Source organism: Virgibacillus sp. NKC19-3 (genome assembly GCF_019837165.1).
Taxonomy (GTDB): domain Bacteria; phylum Bacillota; class Bacilli; order Bacillales; family Amphibacillaceae; genus Virgibacillus_L; species Virgibacillus_L saliphilus.
Genome location: NZ_JAGYHC010000001.1, coordinates 2,088,047 through 2,110,816, shown reverse-complemented (window position 1 = coordinate 2,110,816; position 22,770 = coordinate 2,088,047). Strand labels below are relative to the sequence as shown.

The following is a 22,770-nucleotide window of genomic DNA, read 5'->3' as shown; positions in this document are numbered from 1 at the left end:
CATCGACCCAAGGCTGGGCGCCTCAAGCCAACACAAGGAACTTCATCGATATGCCCTTTGGCGGATTTTTAGGCCCGCCTTCAGGAACGGAGGACTGACTAGAATACTGCACCATTCCTTGTATGTTTTTATTATAACATGATGTCGAAAAAAATTCTATACAAGAAGTTGTTCAATAATTTAATGGTCTCTTTGACTAAAATGATAGGTTAGCGCCATTAAATAGGAATCTTGTGCATTTGCCTTTCTTAGCGCCTCTTTTGCTATGGTTACATATTCGCTCTTTTTTTGAATCGCGCCTTCTAAACCGAGGATTTTTGGAAATGTACTTTTCTCGTTTTCTTCATCACCGCCAACGGGTCTTCCAACCTTCCCCGGATCACCAGTTACGTCCAAAATGTCATCCTGTACTTGAAAAATTAAGCCTAAATAATAGGCAAATTCTTGCAAATGACGCAATTGGTCTTCTGTCGCCTCTGCAAGAAAGGCACCTGCAAAAATCGCAAAGTTTACTAATTCCCCAGTTTTCAGTGCATGAACATTTTCAAGCTCTTCTAATGTGACTGCATTGTTTTCTGCTTTTATATCCAGTAGTTGTCCGCCTACCATTCCAGAAGGACCGCTGGAATGGGATAATCTTTTTATAAGTTCCACTTTCTGATTATCTCTTAAGAGAGGATCATTCGATATAATTTCAAAACTATATGTTAATAATGCATCACCAGCAAGAATAGCAGTTGCCTCATCAAATACTTTATGATTTGTCAGTTCACCTCGCCTATAATCGTCATTATCTATAGCTGGAAGATCATCATGAATAAGCGAATAGGTATGAATAAATTCTAAGGCTGCTGCCGATGAGTATACTTTCGAAGCAACATCCTTACTGTACGCCTCGTAACTAGCCAACGCCAAGATAGGTCGTAGTCTTTTTCCACTCCCTTCTACTGAATAAAGCATGGACTCTTTCAGCTGGGTGGGGATATCAAGTTTTTGAAGAAAAGTCCTTAACGAGTCCTGAAAAATCTTTTTGTTTGATTGTATATATTCAGTCAGGTTTGCATCCACCGTCATTCTTCCTCCTGCATTTCAAACTGCTCAAGTTCTCCTTGCTCATTCATAATTTGAGTCATCTTAACTTGAACATTTTTTAGTTTATCATTACATAGCTTTGTAAGATTCATCCCCTCCTGATAATAATTAATCGCTTTTTCCAAGGGACGTCACCTTCTTCTAACTTTGCTATTATTTCTTCCAATTGCTTCATTGCTTCTTCAAAAGATACCTCTTCTTCTTTTGTCATTATTCTCCCCCCTCTATATCTAAAACTTTCGCGTCCAGTTTTCCATCACTTATATTTACTGTAATGATATCTTGCGTATCTACGTGTTTAACGGATTTAATTATATTTCCGTCAGAAGTATAAGGCAAAGCAAAACCGCGTTTCATTATCTCCAAGGGTTTAATAAGGTCAATTTTTCGATTGTATTAGATAATTGCATTTTATTTCGATCCACAATTTGTGATATATGGTGGTTTTGCTGCCTTATTAACTGACGTAAATGATTTTGGGATTGTTTGATCTGCTTTTCTGGATGCTGCGCTACAAAACGTGTTACAAGATTCTTATATGCTTTATCACTCTTATCCTTATGATTTACTGCTGCTCGCTCGAGGCTTTCTACATGTTTATCAAGTTCTTGCTCTTTTTGCGTTAGCAGTTGCTCCGGATAGCGAAATGCATAAGACTTCCTCATTCGCTGCAAATGGTTTTTACATTGTGTAATAGTTGCATTCATTTCTTTGGTTAACGATTGTTCATTTGCATTTATTCTGTCTTTCAATTCGATTTGGGATGGTACTGCAAGTTCTGCTGCACCGGTTGGCGTCGGTGCGCGTAGATCAGCAACATAGTCACTGATGGTAACGTCCGTTTCATGTCCAACGGCAGAGATTATCGGAATGGTAGACTGAAATATAGCCTCCGCAACTAATGCTTCATTAAAACTCCATAATTCCTCGATGGAACCTCCACCGCGGCCAATAATTAATACATCAAATATTGCCTTTTCATTTGCTAATTCAATGGCCTGTTTTATAGATAACGCTGCATTTGATCCCTGAACTAGTACTGGTAATATAGTCGTCTTCACAATCGGGTATCGTCGCTTTATCGTAGTAATAATATCACGTATCGCCGCACCGGTTGGAGACGTAATAACACCTATATGCTCCGGGTATAATGGAATTTTCTTTTTATGGACAGCATCAAAAACACCCTGTTTATGTAGCTTTTCTTTAAGTTGTTCAAACGCTAAATATAAAGAGCCAATGCCATCAGGCTCCATTTGCTGAATATATAATTGGTACTGACCATACGGTTCAAAAACGCTTATATCACCTTGAATTAATACATTCATACCACTTTCAGGCTTGAATTTGAGTGATCGATTATTTCCGGCAAACATAATTGCTTGTATACGCGTGTGGTCATCTTTAATCGTTAAATACATATGCCCCCGGCTATGATGCTTAAAGTTAGAAATTTCACCTTTAAGCCAAATATTTTTTAAGTGAGCATCTGTGTCAAACTTCCTTTTGATATATTTAGTTAACGCGGTAACTGTTAAATAGTTATCCCTCACTGTTTAGACAGTCCTTTTGCAGCTTTGATCGTGTTTTTCAATAACATGGTTATTGTCATTGGACCAACACCCTTGGGTACAGGGGTTAGGTAAGACGCTTTTTGTTTCACATTATCAAAATCGACATCACCGGTTAATGAGCCATCTTGCAAGCGATTAATCCCAACATCTATTACGATCGCTCCCTGTTTTAAATAGTCCATGGTTATTACGTTTGGTTGTCCGATTGCTGCAATGATGATGTCTGCTCTAGTTGTATGGTCCATTAGTTTTTCTGTTCTTGAATGACAGTATGTAACCGTCGCATTTTCATTAAGTAACAATTGGCCAACAGGCTTTCCTACAATATTGCTTCGACCAATGATGACAGCATGCTTTCCTTCTATTCGAATGTTTTTTGATTTTAACATTGTTATAATACCGTAGGGTGTACAAGGGAAAAATGTATCTTCACCTGTCATCATTCTACCTATATTCATGGGATGAAAACCATCCACATCTTTGGCTGGATCGATCGTAACAATAACGTGTTCTTCTCTTATATGATCCGGAAGTGGAAGTTGAACTAAAATACCATGAACCTTAGGGTCTTTATTTAGCTCTTGGATCACTTGTAATAATTTTTCTTCTGTTATAGACGATGGAAATTCAATGACATCTGAAGAGATTCCGGTTTCATTAGATGCTTTTTGCTTTCCTCTAACATATGACTTCGATGCAGGATTGTCTCCAACGATGATTACGGTTAAATGTGGTGTTACTCCCTCATTTATGATTAGCTGCGAAACTTCCTCCTTCATATTCTGTCTTATATCATGTGCCAGTTCTTTACCATTAATGATACTAGCAGACATAGCCAACATCACCTCTCACGCTATAATTTTAGACAAAACACCATTGATAAATTTACCTGATTTCTCATCACCGTACGTATTCCCTAACTCGATGGCTTCGTTTATCGAAACATTTTTCGGGATATCGACCAGAAAATGTATTTCATATGTAGCAATTCTGAGTATTGTTTTTTCTACAAAGGCAATTCGATCCAGTGACCAATTTTCTAGATGGTTTACAATAATCGCATCGATTTCAGAAGTGGTGTTTATAACACCTTCTACAAGTGTTGTTAAGAACACATCACGTTCTTCATTTTCCAGAAGTTCATCCATTACCTGGTCTGTACTATTATTGTTTATATTTAATTGAAACAGAATTTGAAATGCCTTTTCTCTTGCTGTATGTCGATTCATTTTAGAACTCCTTTTAGCTTATCTTATATCCGTAACCAAGTACGTGTTCAAAAAGGTGGATAAAAAGGACCAAGAAGTTCGAGATAGCGTAGCTCTAAGTATCGGAACGTATAAACCGTAATACGTGAGGAACTATAAAGCAAGCATTCATATAAAATTCGATCTGTCATTTTTAACGGTCTTTTTTGAACATCCTCTACAAATAATAGCACGATAAGAGGATATATTCCAGAAACAATCATAAGCTAAAGAATGAAGATCATAAGTAGAATCTTTTGACCTTCATCCATTCATTTTATTTATTCATCCATCTCTGTCTGATTGTCCATTTGAATACCAACAACATGGACATTAATTTCATCAATTTCCAAAGCGGTCATGCTTTTTAATGTTTGTCTAATACTTGATTGTAGGTTTTGTGCCACTTGTGGAATAGAGACACCAAAATGTAATATAACATAAAGATCGATTAAAATCCCATTATCGGTTAGCTCAACTTTAACACCCTTATTATGAGCCTTTTTCCCAAGGCGTTCTGCCACGCCTGAGGCAAAATTACCCCGCATCGCAAATAGGCCATCTACTTCTGTAGATGCTAATCCTGTAATAACCTCAATTACTTCGGGAGCTATTTCAACAGTTCCTAAACCTGAATCATCACTCACATTCAACAGTGGTTGTTCACTCATTATCTCACTCCTCGTATAAAATACAAATCCTTTCTTATCATTCTTTAGCTTCTAAAATCGGATGATCCTCCAGAAAATTCGTATTAAATTCTCCATGCACAAAAACGTCATGGGCCATAATTAACCGGTGAAAGGGAATCGTGGTATGCACCCCTTCAATGACAAACTCATCCAACGAACGTTTCATTCGTTTAATTGCTTCTTCACGACTAGATCCATATGCTATCAATTTGGCAATCATGGAGTCATAGTAAGGAGGTATCCTATAACCAGGATATGCAGCAGAATCAATTCTTACACCTAATCCTCCAGGCGGGAGATACATATCTATCTCACCAGCTGAAGGCATGAAATCTTTAAATGGGTTCTCAGCATTAACTCTGCATTCAATTGCCCAGCCATCAAAATCTATATCTGTTTGATTAAAAGATAATCTTTCATTGTTCGCAATATTTATTTGCTCTTTTATTAAATCTATTCCTGTTACCATTTCTGTAACTGGATGCTCTACTTGAATCCTTGTATTCATCTCCATAAAATAGAATTCGTTACTTTTTCTGTCAAAAATAAATTCAATTGTACCAGCACCCTCGTAGGACACAGCTTTTGCGGCTTTTACAGCTGCTTCTCCCATTTTCTTACGAATTGCAGGTGTTATTGCCGGAGAAGGGGTTTCTTCAATTAATTTTTGCAACCTTCTTTGAATGCTACAATCCCTTTCTCCCAAGTGTACTATATTTCCATGCTTATCTGCTAAAATTTGGATTTCAATATGGCGAAAGTCTTCGATGAACTTCTCAATATACACACCAGGATTTCCAAATGATGTTTCAGCTTCCTTCTGCGTCACCCGTATTCCTTTGATTAGCTCTTCTTCTGTTTTAGCAACTCGAATGCCTTTTCCTCCACCGCCGGCGGTCGCTTTTATAATTACAGGATAACCAATTACACGAGCAATTTCAATTGCCTCCTGTTCATTATCAATAACCCCTTCTGAACCCGGGACAATAGGAACATTTGCTTTCTTCATCGTTTCTCTTGCAACGTCTTTTATCCCCATTTTTTGAATTGCTTCAGGAGTTGGTCCAACAAAACTTATATTACATGCTTTGCATATTTCTGCAAAATCGGCATTCTCAGCTAGAAATCCATACCCTGGGTGGACAGCATCAACCTCTACCGACGTTGCTACACTCATGATATTCGTGAAGTTAAGATAACTATCTTTGCTTAAAACAGGACCGATGCAATAGGCTTCATCTGCTAATTGAACATGTAATGCTTCTTTATCCGCTTCAGAGTAGACGGCAACTGTTTCAATATCCAGTTCTTTACATGCACGGATAATCCGTACTGCAATCTCGCCTCTGTTAGCGATCAACAATTTCTTAATCAATCTCTCCATCCCCTTACTGCTTCTTTACTCGAAATAAAGGCTGGCCATATTCTACAAGCTCGCCGTCCTCAGCCATAATTTCTACGATTTCACCTGTTACCTCTGCTTCTATTTCATTAAATAATTTCATTGCTTCAACGATACAAACAACCGTTTCTTCTTTCACCGTCGATCCTTTGGTTACATATGCATCACTTTCAGGGGTTGGTGCTGTATAAAGTGTTCCAACCATTGGAGATACAATTTCATAATCATACGCTGTATTACTTTCTTGGTTTACTTGATTTTCTTCAGGCTGCTGTTGTTCTGATGTTACCTTAACAGCTTCTTCTTTTAATGCTACTTCAGGTGTCTCTTGAGCTGGTTGATCTGCCCGTGTATTCACTAGCTGTTGCTCTGTTACTCCATTTGTTTTTTTCATTGAAATGGTTGTCCCATCCGTTTCATATGTAAATTCATTGATGGATGATTGATCAATCAATGTGATAACTTCCCGCAATTCCTCAATTGTTAACATTTTCACCGACTCCTTCATTTTTATGTGAAAAATTCGTATCAATATCTATCCAATTATAACAATTTTATCGTTTAGTTGCTACCTGTAATTATGGAAGCATAGCAAAAATCCGGACGACTCTTTAGCGCCCGGATGACTTCAGCTTTTTTATTCACCTTCCATTTCTGTTTCACTTTCCGATCCATTTTCACCTTCTGTGGGCTGATAATTCACATCCACTGTTACTTCTCCAAACTCATCTTTTACCATTTGCATAATATTATTAGCCTCTGATTCAGATAAGTCATCTGATTTAACATGAACATGTACTTTATCATCGCCTGAGCGAACTAATACATCCTGATAAGCGGCAGCACCTATTATTTGCTCTTCTAAAATGGATTCTTTTGTTGCTGCTTCTTCTAATACATCAATATCCTGTAGAGCTTGGTCTTTCTCATCTGAAGAAGCCGTACTAGAAGCCACAATTTCTGTTAAACGGTCTTTTTTCATACTTCTGTCGTCCTGAACCTCCATTCGCAATGTAGTGAACAATTCATCTTGTCCGACATTAGAAATATCGTCAACTTCTGCATCGTCTCCTATTTCTGATTCTGTTTCGGATGAATCAGTTGTTACCGTTTCCCCCTGGTCACTTTGCCCATCATCAATATAAGCTATATCTTCACTATCTGAAGTCATATAATAGACACTCAGTACAATCATTAAACTCAACATTGTTAATAGCCACACCGTTTGTTTTTTTAACATAATTCATTATTCCTCCTTAATTCTTTGGCATTACAGAAACTTTATGTGATGGAACATCAAGTACGCGCGATACGGATTCAACCATCCATTTTTTTACGTTGGCATGATCTGCTCCTTTCGCTACTACAAATACACCTCTTACTTCGGGTTTTTCTGTAGTTGTTAATAAAGGAACTTCTTTATCCCCTTGCCTGACGAGAACAACTTCCGAATCTTCCGTATTATCTTCTACCTGTCTTTTTCCACCATTGGTATCATCTTCGTCTGTAGTCTGCATACCCTTTATTAGATTTTTTTCATAGACTTTAATATTTGTTGAATCCAAATTAACCATTACTTCAACTTCGGACACCCCTTGTATTTTATTCAACATACCTTCCAAATCATTTTTAAAGCTCTCTTCCAGTTCATCTACATCCATTGTTGCAGAAGCTTCCTCTACTCTTGACTCTTGTGAATCATTATCTGCTGCTTCATTATCAAGATTGGCAGGATCCATATCAGACTCCTCGGGGGAAGAAAAAACATTGCTTAAAATAAGTAGCAATAGCCCGGCTAAAGCAAGTACAACGATATACCCTTTTTTCTTGGATGGAGATTTCGTACTGTCATCTTTATTTTTTGATCGAAAGAATTTTTCAAATTTTGGTATCAAGATGCCCCTCCCTCCCATGTAATAGTCACTTCCTTATTATGCAATTCCCAGACTTCACGTAATAAGGATTTGATTTCCTCACTATCCTGTTCTTCTTCCTCTACGACCGGGTCATTCGTGTTAATTTCTACATCCTTTACTAAATCAACTGCTCCCTCCTCATCTTCCTCATCTGCTTCCTGTAGATAAACAATGACTTCTTCCAAATTTTCAAAAGTAAGTTCCTCTTCTGATGAAAAAAGAAATTGAATGTCTCTAATTTCTGCTTGATGTTCCTCCAGTAAAGGATCTTCTGCTAAATCTTTTAATTGGACAGCCATTTGTTCTAAAATATATGCATCTTGGGAGTCTTGTATTTCATTTTTTTGCAATTCGATCAAATTTTCTACTGATTCATTATTTGAAGTCTCCTCTGAAACCTGTAGGAATGAGGCTTCGAGCTCATTTTGGATATTAACGTTAAAAAGATAGAATATCGGCTGTAATAATATTAAAATCAAAATTAATCCGACGACTAATTTAATGTATTTTTTCATGGGAGTTGTAGGAACCAATAGATCGACTATTGCCGCTAGCAGTAGAAATATGATAATTTGTGTAACCCATTGTATAAGCGCGTCCATGTAAACCATCCTATCGTAAGAGTAAGGTAATATTACTGGCTGCAACGATAATGACAATAGCAAGTAAAAACATAAAGGATACTGCCAATAAGCAAGCAAATACATAGACAATATATTTACTGATCGTATTTAGACTGGTAATCACAGGCCCGTCTCCAATTGGTTGTAATACAGCCGCTGCTATTTTATAAATAACTGCAATGGCAAATATCTTAATGGCAGGAAACAAAGCTACAAAGATGATAATGATAACGCCAACCATACCTACAGCATTTTTCAACAATAATGTTGCACTTAAAATCGTATCTGCTGCATCTGTAAATGTCCGGCCGACAACCGGAATGAAATTGCCTGTTACAAATTTCGCTGTTTTCATAGCCACTCCGTCCTGTACCGCACTGACAGCTCCCTGCACGGACATGACACCTAGAAATATTGTAAAAAACACCCCAAGGGTCCCCATTCCAACTGTCTTAAATAAATCAGCTAAATGTGTAACTTTATAATGATCACTTAAACTGCTCACAATTAATAACAAAGCAGATAGGAACAATAATGGCAAAATAAAATTGGAAACAAGAATACCACTTGCATTAACGAGAAAAATAATGATGGGATGAAAAAAAGATACGGCAAGAACATTTCCAAATGTTGCCATCAATCCAAGAACAAGTGGTAATAGAGCAATCATAAAACTGCTCATTGCATCGATAGCTTCCGTCGCATAAGAAACAGCTGAATAAAAGCTATTCAATGCTAAAAAGATAAGCACAATATAGACTACAAAATAGGCGACCTTACTCACCGCACTACGTTCAAAAGCATTATGCATGGTTTGTAGCACGACAGAAAAAAGGGTAAGCATAAGTAATTGACCAAGTAGTCTTCCGTTTTGAATCAGCTCATGAAATAAAAATTCCATAAACCCTGTTACTATACTCTTTAAAGAAAAGGAATCTCCATCATTTTTTATAAACTCATAAATACTCGTTTTCTCAAGTTCAGGCAAATAGCCACCATACTCGTTAATTAATATGTCCCATTGCTCCTGAATGCTATCTAAAGAGACTTCGTCAAGGATGGCATCTTCCATATCTTTCTCTTCTTGTTCTGATTGCTCCTCAGCATATACATTGGAAACTCCAATAGGGAATAAAAAGAAAGTGAATAAAATGATAATAAATAATGTATTAAGTCTCATCCACTCGAATTCTCCCCTTTAGAAAACTTGTGCTAATTATGTAGCAGGTAAAAAGCTTATGATAGCTTCGATTAGTGCAGTGATGATTGGTATGGCTAGTAATAAAATAAACACTTTCCCAGCAAGCTCAATATTCGCTGCAACAGATTCAAGACCAGCATCCTTCGTTATACTTGATCCAATTTCGGCCAGATACGCAATACCAATAATTTTTAAAATAGTTTCTAGATACATTCCGTCGATATTAGCTTTTTCTCCTAATGAATCAATGAGTTGAATGATTGTCCCAATTTGTTGAACCACAATGAAAAAAATGATAATCGCAGTTATTAAAATAAGAAAAAAAGCAAATGAAGCATGTAAATCTTTTAACACGATATATAAAATCGTTGCGATAATCCCAAGTGTTACGATTTGTAAGATGTCCATGAATTCTACCCCTGGAAAAGAAATACGGATCTAATCTGTTGAAATAAATCAGAAAGACTGTTTATAACCACAACGAGAACGATAATAAACCCTAATAATGTGGCAAATTGAGCGATTTCCTCTTTCCCCATTTGTTTCAATATGGTATGAATTAATGCTACAATAATTCCTATCCCGGCAATTTGAAATAAAATGGATGCATCTGCAAGCATGGATGTACCCCTTTCCTGCTAATACTACATGAGCAGCAATACGATGAATAATCCGCATAAGACTCCTAAGCTTTTAGCCATTTTGCTATATTTAAACTGGTTATCTCTTGCTTCTTCCAGTTCACGATCTAGGTGACTTACTGTTAATTGAATATGCTTTTGTTGTTGGTAAAAATCGTGTTGACCAAGTGTTCTTCCGAATTGTTTCAAAATTTCTCCTTCATTACTTCCTAAAGCGGACTCCTTCATCAACGCATTGACATGTTTATCCCAAAATCCAACCAAGTCTTTATTATTTTCCTGCATACTTGTACTTAAAGCTTGAAAGAATGTTCTCATTGGCTCAGGAATCTGACTCGCTATTGTTGTAAATGCATCTTGTAAAGGTAGTTGACTATACAATATTTCCGCTTCCAATATTTGCAAGGCATTTTTTAGTTGTCTAATGTGTTTTGGCCGATTGTTCAGCACATGACTCCATTCAAATCCTACCCAAGTTGTTGTGCCTATGAAAAGAAGTGCTCCAATCCACTTCATCCGGTAAGCACCCGATTTCTGTAAAATATTTTTTTCATCTTTATTATAGATGCGTTGAATATGCCCTGGCCGATTATGTTTTTCTAATAAAATTACTCGGCCGAACACCTTTTGCTGAAATAAAGAATGTAAGGACGGGCGTTTCTTAAGATCTTCCAGTGTATCTCCATGTATCGTACAGATAACTATGACACCAGCATTTATGGCCTCCATTAAAGCCTCGACATCTTTTCTGCTACCAATTTCATCGATAACAAGTACATCTGGTGACATCGATCGAATCATCATCATCATACCTTCCGCTTTCGGGCAGGCATCCATTACATCGGTTCTTAACCCTAAATCATGTTGCGGTATACCTTTTATGCAAGCTCCAATTTCAGATCGCTCGTCAATGACACCAACTTTTCGCGGAGCTATATTACGCCAACCAGATGAAATCAGTCTTGCGGCATCCCGTATTATCGTTGTTTTCCCAGTTTGAGGAGGTCCAACAAAAAGTGTATTAAGATACGTTTTCTGGTACATATACGGAATAACCTCTAGCGCTGCTCCAATCTCTTCCTTTGCAATTCGAATATTTAAAAATGTGATGTATTGAATTGCCTTGACAGCACCATTTATAGTGTTGACTTTACCTGCAAGTCCAACCCTATGACCACCTTCGATCGTAATATAACCTTCCCGAAGTTCATCTTCCATTCGGTACAAGGAAAACTCACTTAATTGATTTACAATAAATATGCTGTCTTGTTTATTTGGTCTCATGCTAGTCACCCATTCGGTCTTCCCATCAAAAATTAATTCAACAGGATAATGAAGGCGAAACCGAATTTCCTGTAATGACTGCCATTTACTAGCAATTTTAGTGTTTATGGCTTGTCTCATCTCTGCAGGAAATAACCTTAAAATTTCTTCCATCGCATATCCTCACTTCTTAGTAGTAGCTTTATAATAAATGTATGTATAAAGGATAAAAATATGACAAGCCAGTAAATACGAAAAATAAACATGCAGTGCACCTATAAAAGGCGCACTGCATGTTTACTTTAGATATAAAAATTAAGCTCGAGAAACATATTTTCCATCCGTAGTGCTTATGACTAAGACTTCTCCTTGGTTAACAAAAAACGGAACTTGAACAATATGACCGGTTTCCAACGTGGCAGGTTTTGAACCACCACTCGCTGTATCTCCCTTAATCCCTGGCTCTGTCTCTGTTACTTCCAATTCAACATTCTTAGGCAGTTCTATCCCAAGGATTTCTCCCTCATATGTGATAACCTGCACTTCCATATTCTCTTTCATAAATTTTAATTCATCTTTAATATCACTTGTCTGTAACTCGACTTGTTCATATGTGTCAGTATCCATGAATGCGTGGGATTCACCAGAAGCGTATAAATATTGCATTTTCCTATTCTCAATATGTGCTTTACTTACCTTTTCTCCACCACGAAATGTTTTTTCCTGAATGTTTCCGCTTCGCAGGTTACGGAGTTTGGAACGGACAAAAGCCGCACCTTTACCAGGCTTTACATGCTGAAACTCCATAACTTGCCATATATCATTGTCCACCTCGATCGTTAGGCCTGTCTTAAAATCATTTACTGAAATCATGTTTATGTCCTCCTCACCCTAAATACAAGACTTATAATTGAATTAGTTCCTTTTTAGCAAACGTTAATCGTTCATTCCCTGTTTCTGTAATAACAATATCATCTTCTATTCTGCATCCACCAACACCAGGAACATAAATTCCAGGTTCAACAGTAACGACCATACCTGTCTCAAGCTTTTTATCTGTTCTATAGGATAAGCTTGGACCTTCATGTACTTCAAGACCTAAACCATGGCCTGTTGAATGTCCGAAATAATCGCCATACCCCTTTTCTTCAATATAATCTCTTGTTAATGCATCTGCCTCTTTTCCGGTAATACCTGGTTTAATGCCCTCAATCCCTTGCAAGTTTGCTTTTAATACAGTGTCATAGATCGTTTTAAGATCATTACTTATTTCGCCAACTGCAAAGGTTCTTGTAATATCTGAACAATATCCATTATATAAGGCACCATAATCCAATGTAACCAGTTCTCCTGAGCTTACTTTTTTATCTGATGCAACGCCGTGCGGAAGTGTTGAGCGCATGCCAGATGCAACGATTATATCAAAACTTGAGGAAGTAGCACCTTGCCTTCTCATAAAGAATTCAAGTTCGTTTGAAATATCTATTTCTCTAACTCCTGGTTTAATATAAGCTTGAATATGTTCAAATGCCTCATCTGCAATTTTAGCGGCCTCTTTCATAATGGAAAGCTCGTCCGCTGTTTTAAATAAACGTATGTCTTCCACCAGGCCACTGATTGGTACCAATTCTGCATCGATTACTTGTTTATATTCCTCGTACTTGCTGAAAGTTACGTGATCTTTCTCAAAACCAAGCCTTTTCACATTCATATCTTTTATCTGTTCTTTCATTTCTAATTCTATAGCCTGCTTATGTTCTATGATTTCAAATCCTTCCGCCTGCGCTGTTGCTTGTGCTGTATATCTGAAATCTGTAATAAATTTGGCCTCATTCTTGCTGATAATAGCTGCGCCCGCAGTGCCAGTGAAACCTGTAATGTACCGTCTGTTAATAGCACTTGTAATTAAAATGGCGTCTAAATTGTTAGCTTCCAATCCATTTCTCAGTTTTATAAGTTTCTCCATTATACTCATCCCCTTCTCATTCTTCTACAAAAACGATATGCTGCGAACTTTTAGTGTATCATAAAAGAATACATTTGAATAATGATTATGTGATACTATTGGCTTTGAGTTCGCGGCTTCTTTAATTTTGTATCATGATAGTCATATGATATGGAATATCCAATAAAGGTTCCATATAGAGTATATAAGCAAATCGTTGATACAATCGTATTTGCATTAAGATCGGTGACTGGTGGGACGTTTGGGAAAATGGGCTGAAATACATAAAAAACAATACCCCAAAGGATGATTCCATATGCTATTCCAAACCACATGGAGTTTATTTTTTTAAACAATCCATAATAGATAAAAGCCGACAATATAGAGATTACGCTAACTAATAAGATAGACACAATATCACCCAGCCAGGTATCCGTCCATGTTGCTGTTGTCCATGAACGCAACAAATAACTTTTTATGCTTACTTCGGAAAAATTGAAATAATACATAATCACTCCAATAACCCCCCAAAGTAACCCACCAATAAAACCTGTTAATAAGGAACGTGGTAGGATGGACTGGGGATCTTCTCCCGTTCTATTTTTTTCTGATTGCTGATTTTCTTCACTCATAACATCCACCTCTATATTTATTATAACCAATTCACCCAAAACCTATCATAAACCTTATTTATAAAACTCTAGGCTAGTTATTATGCATTTTTTCTAGTAAAATAAAGGTAATAACGATTGTCGGTTAAAAAGTAATTAAAAATGTTACTTAAGTTGAATACTTTAAGTTGAAAAGGAAATAATAATAACAAATCTTTTTACATGTTTTTGGAAATATCATGATATAAATCCTTCATTCGTGGTATACAGATAGTAAATGAGAAACGTGAAAGGAGGACTTTCTGATGCCTCGTAATAAAATGTCCGTCAAGTCCATATTGATCTATACACTGATCGGTTTAGCAGTGATAGGAATAGTATCACAACTATTCACAAACACGGTAAATTTCTTCACTAGTATTTTTATTACGCTCGGGATTGGTATAGCAATTTTTGCGGTATTCTATTTTGTATTTCTCAGAAAAAGAACCCCTTCGAATGACATGCAAAAATACAAAAAAGCTGTTAAACAATCAAAAGCAAAATATAAACAGCCCAAGGCAACTCACCAAACAACAACTGCTAATAGGCAGCAAACGCAAATAAAGAAAAAAGTAAATAAACGTGCACCACACCTACGTGTAATTGACGGAAATAAGCACAAGAAAAAAGACCGGGCTTCCTTTTAGGGAAGCCCGGTTATCTTTTTACATTAAGAAGGGCGGGACGAACTTCAGCAATCCCAACTTCACATTCCTCCATTACGATAAAAAGGACTTCTCCGTTGGAGGAGTAGGCTCAAGGCTCAACTTAGCCGTGGGGGAAAAGTTGGTACCCTTGTTTCCGAATTGATTTCCTACTTTGGCCAGCCCTTTAAAAATTGATCTGCAGCCTTCATCCCCGTTTCGATTAACACTTCCTTCGTTTCTTCAGTAATTTGAAAGTCCGTAGTTCCAATATCCTCTACAGGAATAAAAATAATATGATTATTATACGATTTGGAAATATACCTGGTATCATGTGCTTGTTTCATTGTTGAAAACAGAGCCAAAAACATATCAAAAGCATTTTTAATTTTTCTGGGCTGATTTTGCTTTTCGACCGTTTCGCTTAATTTCACCCCTAAAATTGGACGATCATTTCTTTTCGTTTTATTTTCGAACACCCATAGTGGAAAATTACTTAATAGTCCTCCGTCAACAATGATACTTTTCTTTTTTGAACGCCCGGGTAGTTTTTTTGGCATAAAGAAATAGGGAAATCCCGCACTCATTCTCACAGCTTTTGAAACTGGGAAGTAATTGGGTTCGATATTATAAATTCGTTTTAGATCATCTGGAATGACAACTAATTTACCTAATGACAGGTCACTTACAATCACTTTAAGATACCCTGGTTGAAGGTCATGAAATGTATAAATATTTTTTTTAGCCAGATGTTGGTACAACCAATGCTCTAACTTATCACCCTTATATATGCCTAGTTGAAAATATAAAAAAAACCATTTACTAAAAGGGATCCATTTACTTAACCATGGTGGATCTAAAAAGTCTTTTAAATCTAATTCACCAAGCATTTCATCAATTTCATCCGTCGAATAGTCGGCAGCTACAAAGGATGCTACAATAGCTCCAGCAGAAGTACCCGCAACACGTTCCAATTGTAATGTGTTCTTTTCTATGCTTTTAAGTGCACCTACAAATGCATAAGCTTTTACTCCACCGCCAGAAAACACACCATCAATTTTCATGAGTTCGCTCCCTTATTCTTCTTTTTATATTTTTAAGCACAAGAAAGGAAGAATAGAACCCATTATTCAAATGTAATCAATTGGAACTTGTTATGTGAAAGCTGCTTTTAATCTTGTTCGTTTTCCATATGTAGCTGCCTCAATTGCAATATACGATTTTCATCAGATTTGAAATAATTTACCAAATCGCCAATCCGATCAATGGAATTCCAACTTAGGTGGTGTTCGATGCCTTCTACTTCCTCATATATTTTCTCTTCATCTACACCAATTATTCCAAGAAATTCTTCCAACAATTCATGTCGGAATACCAACCGTTCTCCGATTTTTTTCCCTCTGGCAGTGAGTACAAGCCCCCTATACTTCTCATAGTGCAAATACTCGTCTTTATCCAATTTCTGGACCATCTTTGTTACAGAGGATGGATGTACCATTAATGCTTCTGCAATATCGGCAACTCGTGCATATCCTTTCGTTTCTATTAAATTGTATATTTGTTCAATATAATCTTCCATACTAGGCGTAGGCATGAAATCTCCTCATTTCAAAAGTTTTTTAGTAAAGGCAACAATGTTTCTATACTATGAGGATATCGTAAAACAGAAGGTAAAACAAGCAAAAAAAGAGCTAACTGCTTATCTTAGCTCTTCAATTGGGAATTCTTTTATTTATAATCCGCACTTCAATTGAGCATTACAACTTGTACATGTATTACAGCCACCTATATCTTCAACTCTACCTGTTCGACAAACAGGACAGGTGTCTCCGACTTCGGAACCTATGGATACATTCGTTTTTTCCAATTCTTGTACAGTGTCCATTAATACGACTTTCGGTTTTTCAGTGTCATGGAATAACTCTGTTTGCTCGCCTACAGTGTTTTCTTCCGCTTTTAGTGTCAACACTTGGGAATCACGACTGCCGTCTACATAAACCGTTCCACCTTTCGCTCCACCATTGTACAACCTACGATAAACACTTTCTACCTGATTAACGGTATACCCCTTTGGCGCATTTACCGTTTTGGAAATAGAACTATCCACCCAGCGCTGGATAGTACATTGTGTATCAGCATGTGCTTCAGGAGTTAAATCCATCGAAGCCACAAACCAATGTGGTAAATGATTCGAATCTACTTCCGGATTTTTGTCTAGATATTCCTGTACAATACCTGCTTTAACCTCAATAAATTTCCCAAGTCTCCCACTTCTGTAATAAGAAAAGGAAAAATATGGCTCTAACCCTGTGCTAACTCCGACCATTGTACCTGTGCTTCCTGTGGGAGCAACAGTCAATAAATGGGAATTGCGAATACCATTTTCAAGTATTGCTTCTCTTATATCTTCGGGCATTTTTTTCATATAACCGGTGTTGATGAACGCTTCTCGTAGTTCTTTTGTTTCTTTATCTGTTTTACCAATTAAGAACGGGAAGCTTCCTTTTTCTTTAGCAAGCTCAATGGATTGGCGGTAGGCTGTGGTAGCAATGATTTCAAATAACTTGTCCACCAATTCATTGCCTGCTTTTGATCCATATGCTGTTTCACAATAGATCAAAAGATCATGCAAGCCCATGACGCCCAATCCGACTCGGCGTTCACCAAGTGCTTGCTTTTTATTTTCTTCTAAAAAATATGGTGTCGCATCAATTACATTATCCTGCATGCGAACTCCAGTCTTTACAGTTTGCTTTAATTTTTCAAAATCAACTGTTTTCGTATCTTTATTTGCCATTTCAGCAAGATTTACTGCTGCTAGGTTACAAACCGAATAAGGAGCAAGTGGTTGCTCACCACATGGATTTGTCGCCACTACCTGGTCTTCATATGCTTGAGCATTTGTCATGTCATTCGCATTATCGATAAAGAAAATACCTGGTTCTGCTGCATATGTTGCACAAATATTGATTAAATTCCATAATTCTCTGGCTTTTACATGACGATAAGTGCGCACACCATACCCCATTTTTTCCCATTTTCGAACATCACCGACATCATGCCAATTTTCATTATATGCTGCCATTTCATCTTTCGTATAATTTTCAACATCTGGAAAGCGGAGATCATAATAATCATCATTTTCAACTGCTTCCATAAATTCTTTCGTCAAACAGACAGAAATATTCGCTCCAGTTAAAAATTCCGGGTTATGAACAGTATACGTACCACCCGTTTGCAATTTTTCTTCCGCTTGGTTTATCGCCGCCTGCGTAAATCCCCCTAATCCTGGCATTGAACTGTAATTAACAATCCCCTGATATAGATCCATTTCTGTTTCTGTAAATGGAGTGAAGTTCAATTTCTCCTGTGCCAGCTGTCTGATTTGCTCATCCTCTATATTTTCAATCAAATAACGCAAAATTCTTGGATTTTGCATTTTAGAAATAATGAATTCAATGATATCGGGGTGAGAATCTACTAACATTATCATTTGTGCTCCACGCCTTGAACCACCTTGCTCAACTAAATGAGTCAGTTTCGCAATATCATCAAGCCATGATACCGATCCGGATGATTTTCCATTAACACCTCTTGCCAATGTATTGCGGGGTCTTAAGGTAGATCCATTCGTTCCGACGCCCCACCTCTACTCATAATTTCCATTACCTGTTTACGATGATCGGATATGCCTTCCCGGGAATCTTTAATATAAGGCATCACATAACAATTAAAATAGGTTACATCCGTATCTGCCCCAGCCCCGTATAATACCCTTCCTGCTGGTATAAAATTCATGTTTACCAACTCATCATTGAACTTAGCAGCCCATTCTTGTTTTGCATTGTTTGTTTGCTCCACACTTGCAAGTCCAGTAGCATTTCTTTTTGCTATTTGCTCGTAATACACTTCCAACGGTTTATCAATAACACTTATATTTCGCCGCACAATCCCTGTTGCTGCTTCACTTTCGTCATCTAGCACAGATAGAAATTCATCATTTATCCGGATATTTGCTTCCTTTTTCGTCCAATCGATTGATTTAACAATTCCTAATCCACGAGCTGGAAATTTAGGATCTGCTTTGACTGTTAAGACAACAAAATCGCCCTCTTTTAATGTTTTCTTTTGTGTATCCTTAAAAGCATATCGATCCAGCATTACTAAACGAGAAACGCCTGTATGACGAAGCTTCATATCCGCAGTAATGGGATATACCTGTGGGAATAATTTAATATCTTCATTAAGCTTCTCCACATTAATCCCGAGTTTTTTTTCAACAGCTATCGACATGTTATCGCCCCTTTACTATTAAGTTTTATAATTACACGATACCACAGATCATTCATTTTAAACAATATATTGATAGTAAAAGATAAAAAACACTATATATTGTGTTCAAAGCAAATAAAGTATAATTTGTCAATAACAAACAAACGAAATTTTCAATAGTAAATAAAAGATTTTCAAGCTTTTATAGCTTTTATACTAACTATCAACAATTTCGAGCTTTACATATATCTCCTTTTACACTTCTTTACTGCAAAAAAAGACAATACGTATAAATACGAAGTTTTGTCCTAATGGCAAGAAAAAACTTTGAAAAAATAGCCTAAACACCCTATAATAGTAGTAGTACAAATGTGAAATACGGGGAAATACAATGGAGTTTTTAGTAATAGCAATTGTTGCTCTGATTGCGTTTGGTGTGTTTCGTTATTTCAGACAACGTAATTTTTTAAAGGTTTTAACACAGGACCAATTTCGTGAAGGTTATCGAAAAGCGCAACTTATAGATGTAAGAGAGCCCCAAGAATTTGATAAAGGACATATTCTGGGTGCTAGAAATATTCCGGTAACACAAATGAAACAGCGATTAGTAGAAATCCGAAAAGATAAACCGGTATACCTTTATTGCCAAAGTGGTTCACGCTCTGCACGAGCTGCACAACTCCTACGCAAGAAAGGCTACCAAGATATTAGCCAATTAAAAGGCGGATTCAAAAAATGGACTGGTAAAATTAAGACGAAATAAGAAAAAGGCTCAAGGTATCTTTAACCTTGAGCCTTTTTCTTATTTCGTATAACTTAAAATTGGCTTTCTTGCTGCCGTTGTTTCATCCATGCGTTTAACAATTGTATGATGCGGAGCTTCTTGAACTAATTCAGGGTTATTTTCTGTCTCTTCAGCAATAGACAGCATGGAATCTATAAACCCGTCCAATGTCTCCTTGGATTCTGTTTCTGTTGGCTCAACCATCATTGCTTCTTCCACATTTAACGGGAAGTATATCGTTGGTGGATGATAACCATAATCAAGCAATCGCTTGGCCACATCCAGCGTTCGAACACCCAATTTCTTCTGTTTTTTTCCTGATAAAACAAATTCATGTTTGCAGTGTTGCTGGTATGGGAGGTCATATGCTTTTCCAAGTTTACGCATCATGTAATTTGCATTTAATACAGCATATTCACTAACTTTCTTAAGTCCTTCTGCCCCCATTGTACGGATATACGTATAGGCACGAAGATTAATTCCAAAATTTCCGTAATAAGGTTTTATTCTGCCAATCGAATTTGGCCTATCATAGTCAAAATCGTATTTGTTTTCATTTTTAACCAGTATTGGCTTTGGTAAAAATGGCTCGAGTTCTTGGGATACACCTACCGGTCCAGATCCAGGACCTCCGCCACCGTGTGGGCCTGTAAATGTTTTGTGTAGGTTTACGTGCACTGCATCAAATCCCATATCTGCTGGTCTTGCATAGCCCATAATGGCATTCAAGTTAGCTCCATCATAATATAATTTTCCGCCCACACCATGAATGATTTCTGCCATCTCTTTAATTTCAGTTTCAAATAAACCTAATGTGTTCGGATTGGTTAACATTAATGCTGCTGTATCTTTTCCGACCAGACCTTTTAAATCTTCTATATCAACTAAACCATGATCATTCGTTTTAACGGTAACTGCATCAAATCCGGCAACAGCCGCTGAGGAAGGATTCGTTCCATGTGCAGAATCAGGAACAATGACTTTTGTACGATTAAAATCACCATTTGCTTCATGAAATGCACGAATCATCATTAGGGAGGTCCATTCGCCTTGGGCTCCTGCTGCAGACTGAAGTGATACTTCATGCATTCCGGTAATTTCCCGTAATGAGGCTTGCAATTCATACATCATTTCCATTGCACCCTGGACGCTCTCGGTATTTTGATGTGGATGAATATGATTGAATCCGTCCAAACGTGCAACATCCTCGTTTATTTTCGGATTGTATTTCATCGTACAAGATCCGAGTGGATAAAAACCTGAATCCACCCCATAATTCCGATTGGAAAGACCTGTATAATGTCGGATAATATCCAACTCGCTCACTTCAGGTAAATTAGGAGCAGATTCGCGAATATAAGAGCTTTCCAATTCCTCATCCAATTCTACTTCAGGAACATCCATTTCCGGTAAACTATAACTCGTTCTTCCTTCTTTACTACGTTCAAAAATTAATGGAAAATCATTATTAGCCATTGATATCCCCCAGTTCTTTAACAAAAGTATCAATCTCTTCTTTTGTGCGATTTTCAGTTACAGCAATTAGCATATGGCCTTCAAGTTCCGGATACGCCTGTCCAAGATCATAACCACCAATAATCCCTTTATGCAGTAGTTTTGAATTAATTTCACTTACCGAATCAACTAGTTTCACAACTAATTCATTGAAGAAAGCCCCTTCCGTAACGACAGAAATATTGGATTGTTCCAGCTTTTGTTTTGCATAGCGAGCTTTTTGCATGTTTAATTTCGCCATTTTTTTCAATCCATGCTTCCCGATGGAACTCATCGCAACAGAGCTTGCTAATGCATTTAATGCTTGATTTGAACAAATATTGGATGTGGCTTTATCCCTTCTAATATGCTGTTCTCTTGCCTGTAATGTTAATACAAAACCGCGCATACCATCTTCATCCTTTGTTTGTCCAACCAAGCGACCGGGAACTTTGCGCATTAATTTACTGGTTGTTGCAAAATATCCACAGTGCGGGCCACCAAACTGTGCCGGTATTCCAAATACTTGCGTATCCCCGACAACAATATCAGCACCAAATTCCCCCGGTGGCGTCAAATAACCTAACGACAACGGATTACTGGAAACAATAAACATGGTTTTCTTTTGTTGTCTGATTAATTCATTGATCTTCTCGAGTGGTTCAATTTGTCCAAAAAAGTTTGGATATTGTAGTACAACACTTGCTGTATTTTCATCTAATTCTCTTGAAAGCTGATCTAAGTCAGTAAGCCCATTACGGTAATCAATTTCTATAATTTCTAGATTAGGTCCTTTAGCATAGGTGTTAATAACTTCCCTTGATTCAGGATGGACGGCCTTGGAGACGAGAATTTTTTTCTTCTTCGTTTGTGCCGCGCTCAGAGTTACCCCTTCAGCAAGTGCGGTTCCTCCGTCATACATCGATGAGTTTGCGACGTCCATACCTGTTAATTCCGTAATCATCGTTTGGAACTCAAAGATCGCCTGAAGTTCGCCTTGAGATATTTCCGGCTGATAAGGTGTATACGCAGTATAAAATTCTGACCTTGATATAACATGATCTACGACAGATGGAATAAAATGATCATAAACCCCCGCACCTAAAAAGGAACTATACGATGCTACGTTTGCATTTTTATTTGCCATTACGGTTAATTCCTTCTTTAATTGTGCTTCATTTGCAGGTTGTTTGAGATTAAGTTCTCTTTTAAAACGCACGTTACTCGGAATATCAGAAAATAAATCATCCGTTGACTCTAACCCAATTGTATCTAACATCTCTTTCTTATCCGCTTCTGTCATCGGTAAATAACGAAATTCCATTAC

23 protein-coding genes and 2 pseudogenes are annotated in these 22,770 nt (G+C 37.2%); 2 read left to right on the top strand and 23 right to left on the bottom strand.

The window, feature by feature from the left end:
• Positions 1–180: 180 nt before the first annotated feature.
• The 18 genes and pseudogenes from KFZ56_RS10195 to KFZ56_RS10110 form a co-directional block, all read right to left on the bottom strand.
• Entirely contained in the window at positions 181–1,068 is an 888-nt protein-coding gene (locus KFZ56_RS10195) for a polyprenyl synthetase family protein (protein WP_309228287.1), read from the bottom strand.
• 2 nt (positions 1,069–1,070) lie between these two features.
• Positions 1,071–1,303: pseudogene (xseB, locus tag KFZ56_RS10190) on the bottom strand (exodeoxyribonuclease VII small subunit).
• A gap of 145 nt (positions 1,304–1,448) precedes the next feature.
• On the bottom strand, positions 1,449–2,645 hold the full coding sequence (xseA, locus tag KFZ56_RS10185; protein ID WP_309228286.1) for an exodeoxyribonuclease VII large subunit: 1,197 nt from the start codon (positions 2,643–2,645) through the stop codon (positions 1,449–1,451).
• Positions 2,642–3,499, bottom strand: a complete 858-nt coding sequence (gene folD / locus KFZ56_RS10180; RefSeq protein WP_222641830.1) for a bifunctional methylenetetrahydrofolate dehydrogenase/methenyltetrahydrofolate cyclohydrolase FolD — start codon at positions 3,497–3,499, stop codon at positions 2,642–2,644. The genes xseA and folD overlap by 4 nt, the downstream gene beginning before the upstream one ends.
• A 15-nt stretch (positions 3,500–3,514) precedes the next feature.
• Positions 3,515–3,895, bottom strand: coding sequence for a transcription antitermination factor NusB (gene nusB / locus KFZ56_RS10175; RefSeq protein ID WP_222641829.1), 381 nt, complete (start codon positions 3,893–3,895; stop codon positions 3,515–3,517).
• A 299-nt stretch (positions 3,896–4,194) separates the two neighbouring features.
• Positions 4,195–4,584, bottom strand: a complete 390-nt coding sequence (locus tag KFZ56_RS10170) for an Asp23/Gls24 family envelope stress response protein (protein ID WP_222641828.1) — start codon at positions 4,582–4,584, stop codon at positions 4,195–4,197.
• A 37-nt stretch (positions 4,585–4,621) separates the two neighbouring features.
• A complete protein-coding gene (gene accC / locus KFZ56_RS10165) occupies positions 4,622–5,980 on the bottom strand; it encodes an acetyl-CoA carboxylase biotin carboxylase subunit (RefSeq protein ID WP_222641827.1) in 1,359 nt (452 codons plus the stop codon).
• Between the two features lie 13 nt (positions 5,981–5,993).
• Positions 5,994–6,497, bottom strand: coding sequence for an acetyl-CoA carboxylase biotin carboxyl carrier protein (gene accB, locus KFZ56_RS10160; RefSeq protein WP_222641826.1), 504 nt, complete (start codon positions 6,495–6,497; stop codon positions 5,994–5,996).
• A 147-nt stretch (positions 6,498–6,644) separates the two neighbouring features.
• On the bottom strand, positions 6,645–7,247 hold the full coding sequence (locus tag KFZ56_RS10155) for a SpoIIIAH-like family protein (RefSeq protein ID WP_222641825.1): 603 nt from the start codon (positions 7,245–7,247) through the stop codon (positions 6,645–6,647).
• 16 nt (positions 7,248–7,263) lie between these two features.
• Positions 7,264–7,902, bottom strand: a complete 639-nt coding sequence (spoIIIAG, locus tag KFZ56_RS10150) for a stage III sporulation protein AG (protein ID WP_255585080.1) — start codon at positions 7,900–7,902, stop codon at positions 7,264–7,266.
• The gene (gene spoIIIAF, locus KFZ56_RS10145; RefSeq protein WP_222641823.1) at positions 7,899–8,525 is read right to left on the bottom strand and encodes a stage III sporulation protein AF; all 627 of its coding nucleotides are present in this window, start codon (positions 8,523–8,525) and stop codon (positions 7,899–7,901) included. Before spoIIIAF ends, spoIIIAG begins: the two co-directional genes overlap by 4 nt.
• 10 nt (positions 8,526–8,535) lie before the next feature.
• Positions 8,536–9,726 carry a stage III sporulation protein AE gene (spoIIIAE, locus tag KFZ56_RS10140; protein ID WP_222641822.1) on the bottom strand — a complete coding sequence of 397 codons (1,191 nt, stop codon included), beginning with the start codon at positions 9,724–9,726 and terminating at the stop codon, positions 8,536–8,538.
• Positions 9,727–9,762: 36 nt separating this feature from the next.
• Entirely contained in the window at positions 9,763–10,155 is a 393-nt protein-coding gene (gene spoIIIAD / locus KFZ56_RS10135) for a stage III sporulation protein AD (RefSeq protein WP_222641821.1), read from the bottom strand.
• A gap of 5 nt (positions 10,156–10,160) precedes the next feature.
• On the bottom strand, positions 10,161–10,367 hold the full coding sequence (spoIIIAC, locus tag KFZ56_RS10130; RefSeq protein ID WP_222641820.1) for a stage III sporulation protein AC: 207 nt from the start codon (positions 10,365–10,367) through the stop codon (positions 10,161–10,163).
• Between the two features lie 24 nt (positions 10,368–10,391).
• Positions 10,392–11,825: a stage III sporulation protein AA gene (gene spoIIIAA, locus KFZ56_RS10125; RefSeq protein ID WP_222641819.1), complete on the bottom strand. Its 1,434-nt coding sequence runs from the start codon at positions 11,823–11,825 to the stop codon at positions 10,392–10,394.
• Positions 11,826–11,966: 141 nt separating this feature from the next.
• Positions 11,967–12,524: an elongation factor P gene (efp, locus tag KFZ56_RS10120; protein WP_222641818.1), complete on the bottom strand. Its 558-nt coding sequence runs from the start codon at positions 12,522–12,524 to the stop codon at positions 11,967–11,969.
• Between the two features lie 31 nt (positions 12,525–12,555).
• Positions 12,556–13,617: a M24 family metallopeptidase gene (locus tag KFZ56_RS10115; protein WP_222641817.1), complete on the bottom strand. Its 1,062-nt coding sequence runs from the start codon at positions 13,615–13,617 to the stop codon at positions 12,556–12,558.
• Positions 13,618–13,712: 95 nt separating this feature from the next.
• A complete protein-coding gene (locus KFZ56_RS10110) occupies positions 13,713–14,228 on the bottom strand; it encodes a YqhR family membrane protein (RefSeq protein WP_222641816.1) in 516 nt (171 codons plus the stop codon).
• Between the two features lie 284 nt (positions 14,229–14,512).
• Here KFZ56_RS10110 and KFZ56_RS10105 point away from each other — a divergent pair, with 284 nt between their 5' ends.
• Positions 14,513–14,896, top strand: a complete 384-nt coding sequence (locus KFZ56_RS10105) for an SA1362 family protein (protein WP_222641815.1) — start codon at positions 14,513–14,515, stop codon at positions 14,894–14,896.
• 167 nt (positions 14,897–15,063) lie between these two features.
• Here the strand turns inward: KFZ56_RS10105 and KFZ56_RS10100 are convergent, their stop codons facing one another.
• From KFZ56_RS10100 to KFZ56_RS10090, 3 genes and pseudogenes are all read right to left on the bottom strand, one after another.
• Positions 15,064–15,957 (bottom strand): patatin-like phospholipase family protein, encoded by an 894-nt coding sequence (locus KFZ56_RS10100; protein WP_222641814.1) that lies wholly within the window; start codon positions 15,955–15,957, stop codon positions 15,064–15,066.
• Between the two features lie 107 nt (positions 15,958–16,064).
• The gene (gene mntR / locus KFZ56_RS10095) at positions 16,065–16,487 is read right to left on the bottom strand and encodes a transcriptional regulator MntR (protein ID WP_222641813.1); all 423 of its coding nucleotides are present in this window, start codon (positions 16,485–16,487) and stop codon (positions 16,065–16,067) included.
• Positions 16,488–16,625: 138 nt separating this feature from the next.
• A pseudogene (locus tag KFZ56_RS10090) lies at positions 16,626–19,186 on the bottom strand (vitamin B12-dependent ribonucleotide reductase).
• A 370-nt stretch (positions 19,187–19,556) separates the two neighbouring features.
• Between KFZ56_RS10090 and KFZ56_RS10085 the strand changes: the two are divergent.
• The gene (locus tag KFZ56_RS10085; RefSeq protein ID WP_222641812.1) at positions 19,557–19,928 is read left to right on the top strand and encodes a rhodanese-like domain-containing protein; all 372 of its coding nucleotides are present in this window, start codon (positions 19,557–19,559) and stop codon (positions 19,926–19,928) included.
• Between the two features lie 39 nt (positions 19,929–19,967).
• On the opposite strand, the gene gcvPB is transcribed toward KFZ56_RS10085, so the two are convergent.
• Together gcvPB and gcvPA are read right to left on the bottom strand one after the other, a co-directional pair.
• Entirely contained in the window at positions 19,968–21,425 is a 1,458-nt protein-coding gene (gene gcvPB, locus KFZ56_RS10080) for an aminomethyl-transferring glycine dehydrogenase subunit GcvPB (RefSeq protein ID WP_222641811.1), read from the bottom strand.
• Positions 21,418–22,767, bottom strand: coding sequence for an aminomethyl-transferring glycine dehydrogenase subunit GcvPA (gcvPA, locus tag KFZ56_RS10075; protein ID WP_222641810.1), 1,350 nt, complete (start codon positions 22,765–22,767; stop codon positions 21,418–21,420). The genes gcvPB and gcvPA overlap by 8 nt, the downstream gene beginning before the upstream one ends.
• Between the last annotated feature and the right edge of the window lie 3 nt (positions 22,768–22,770).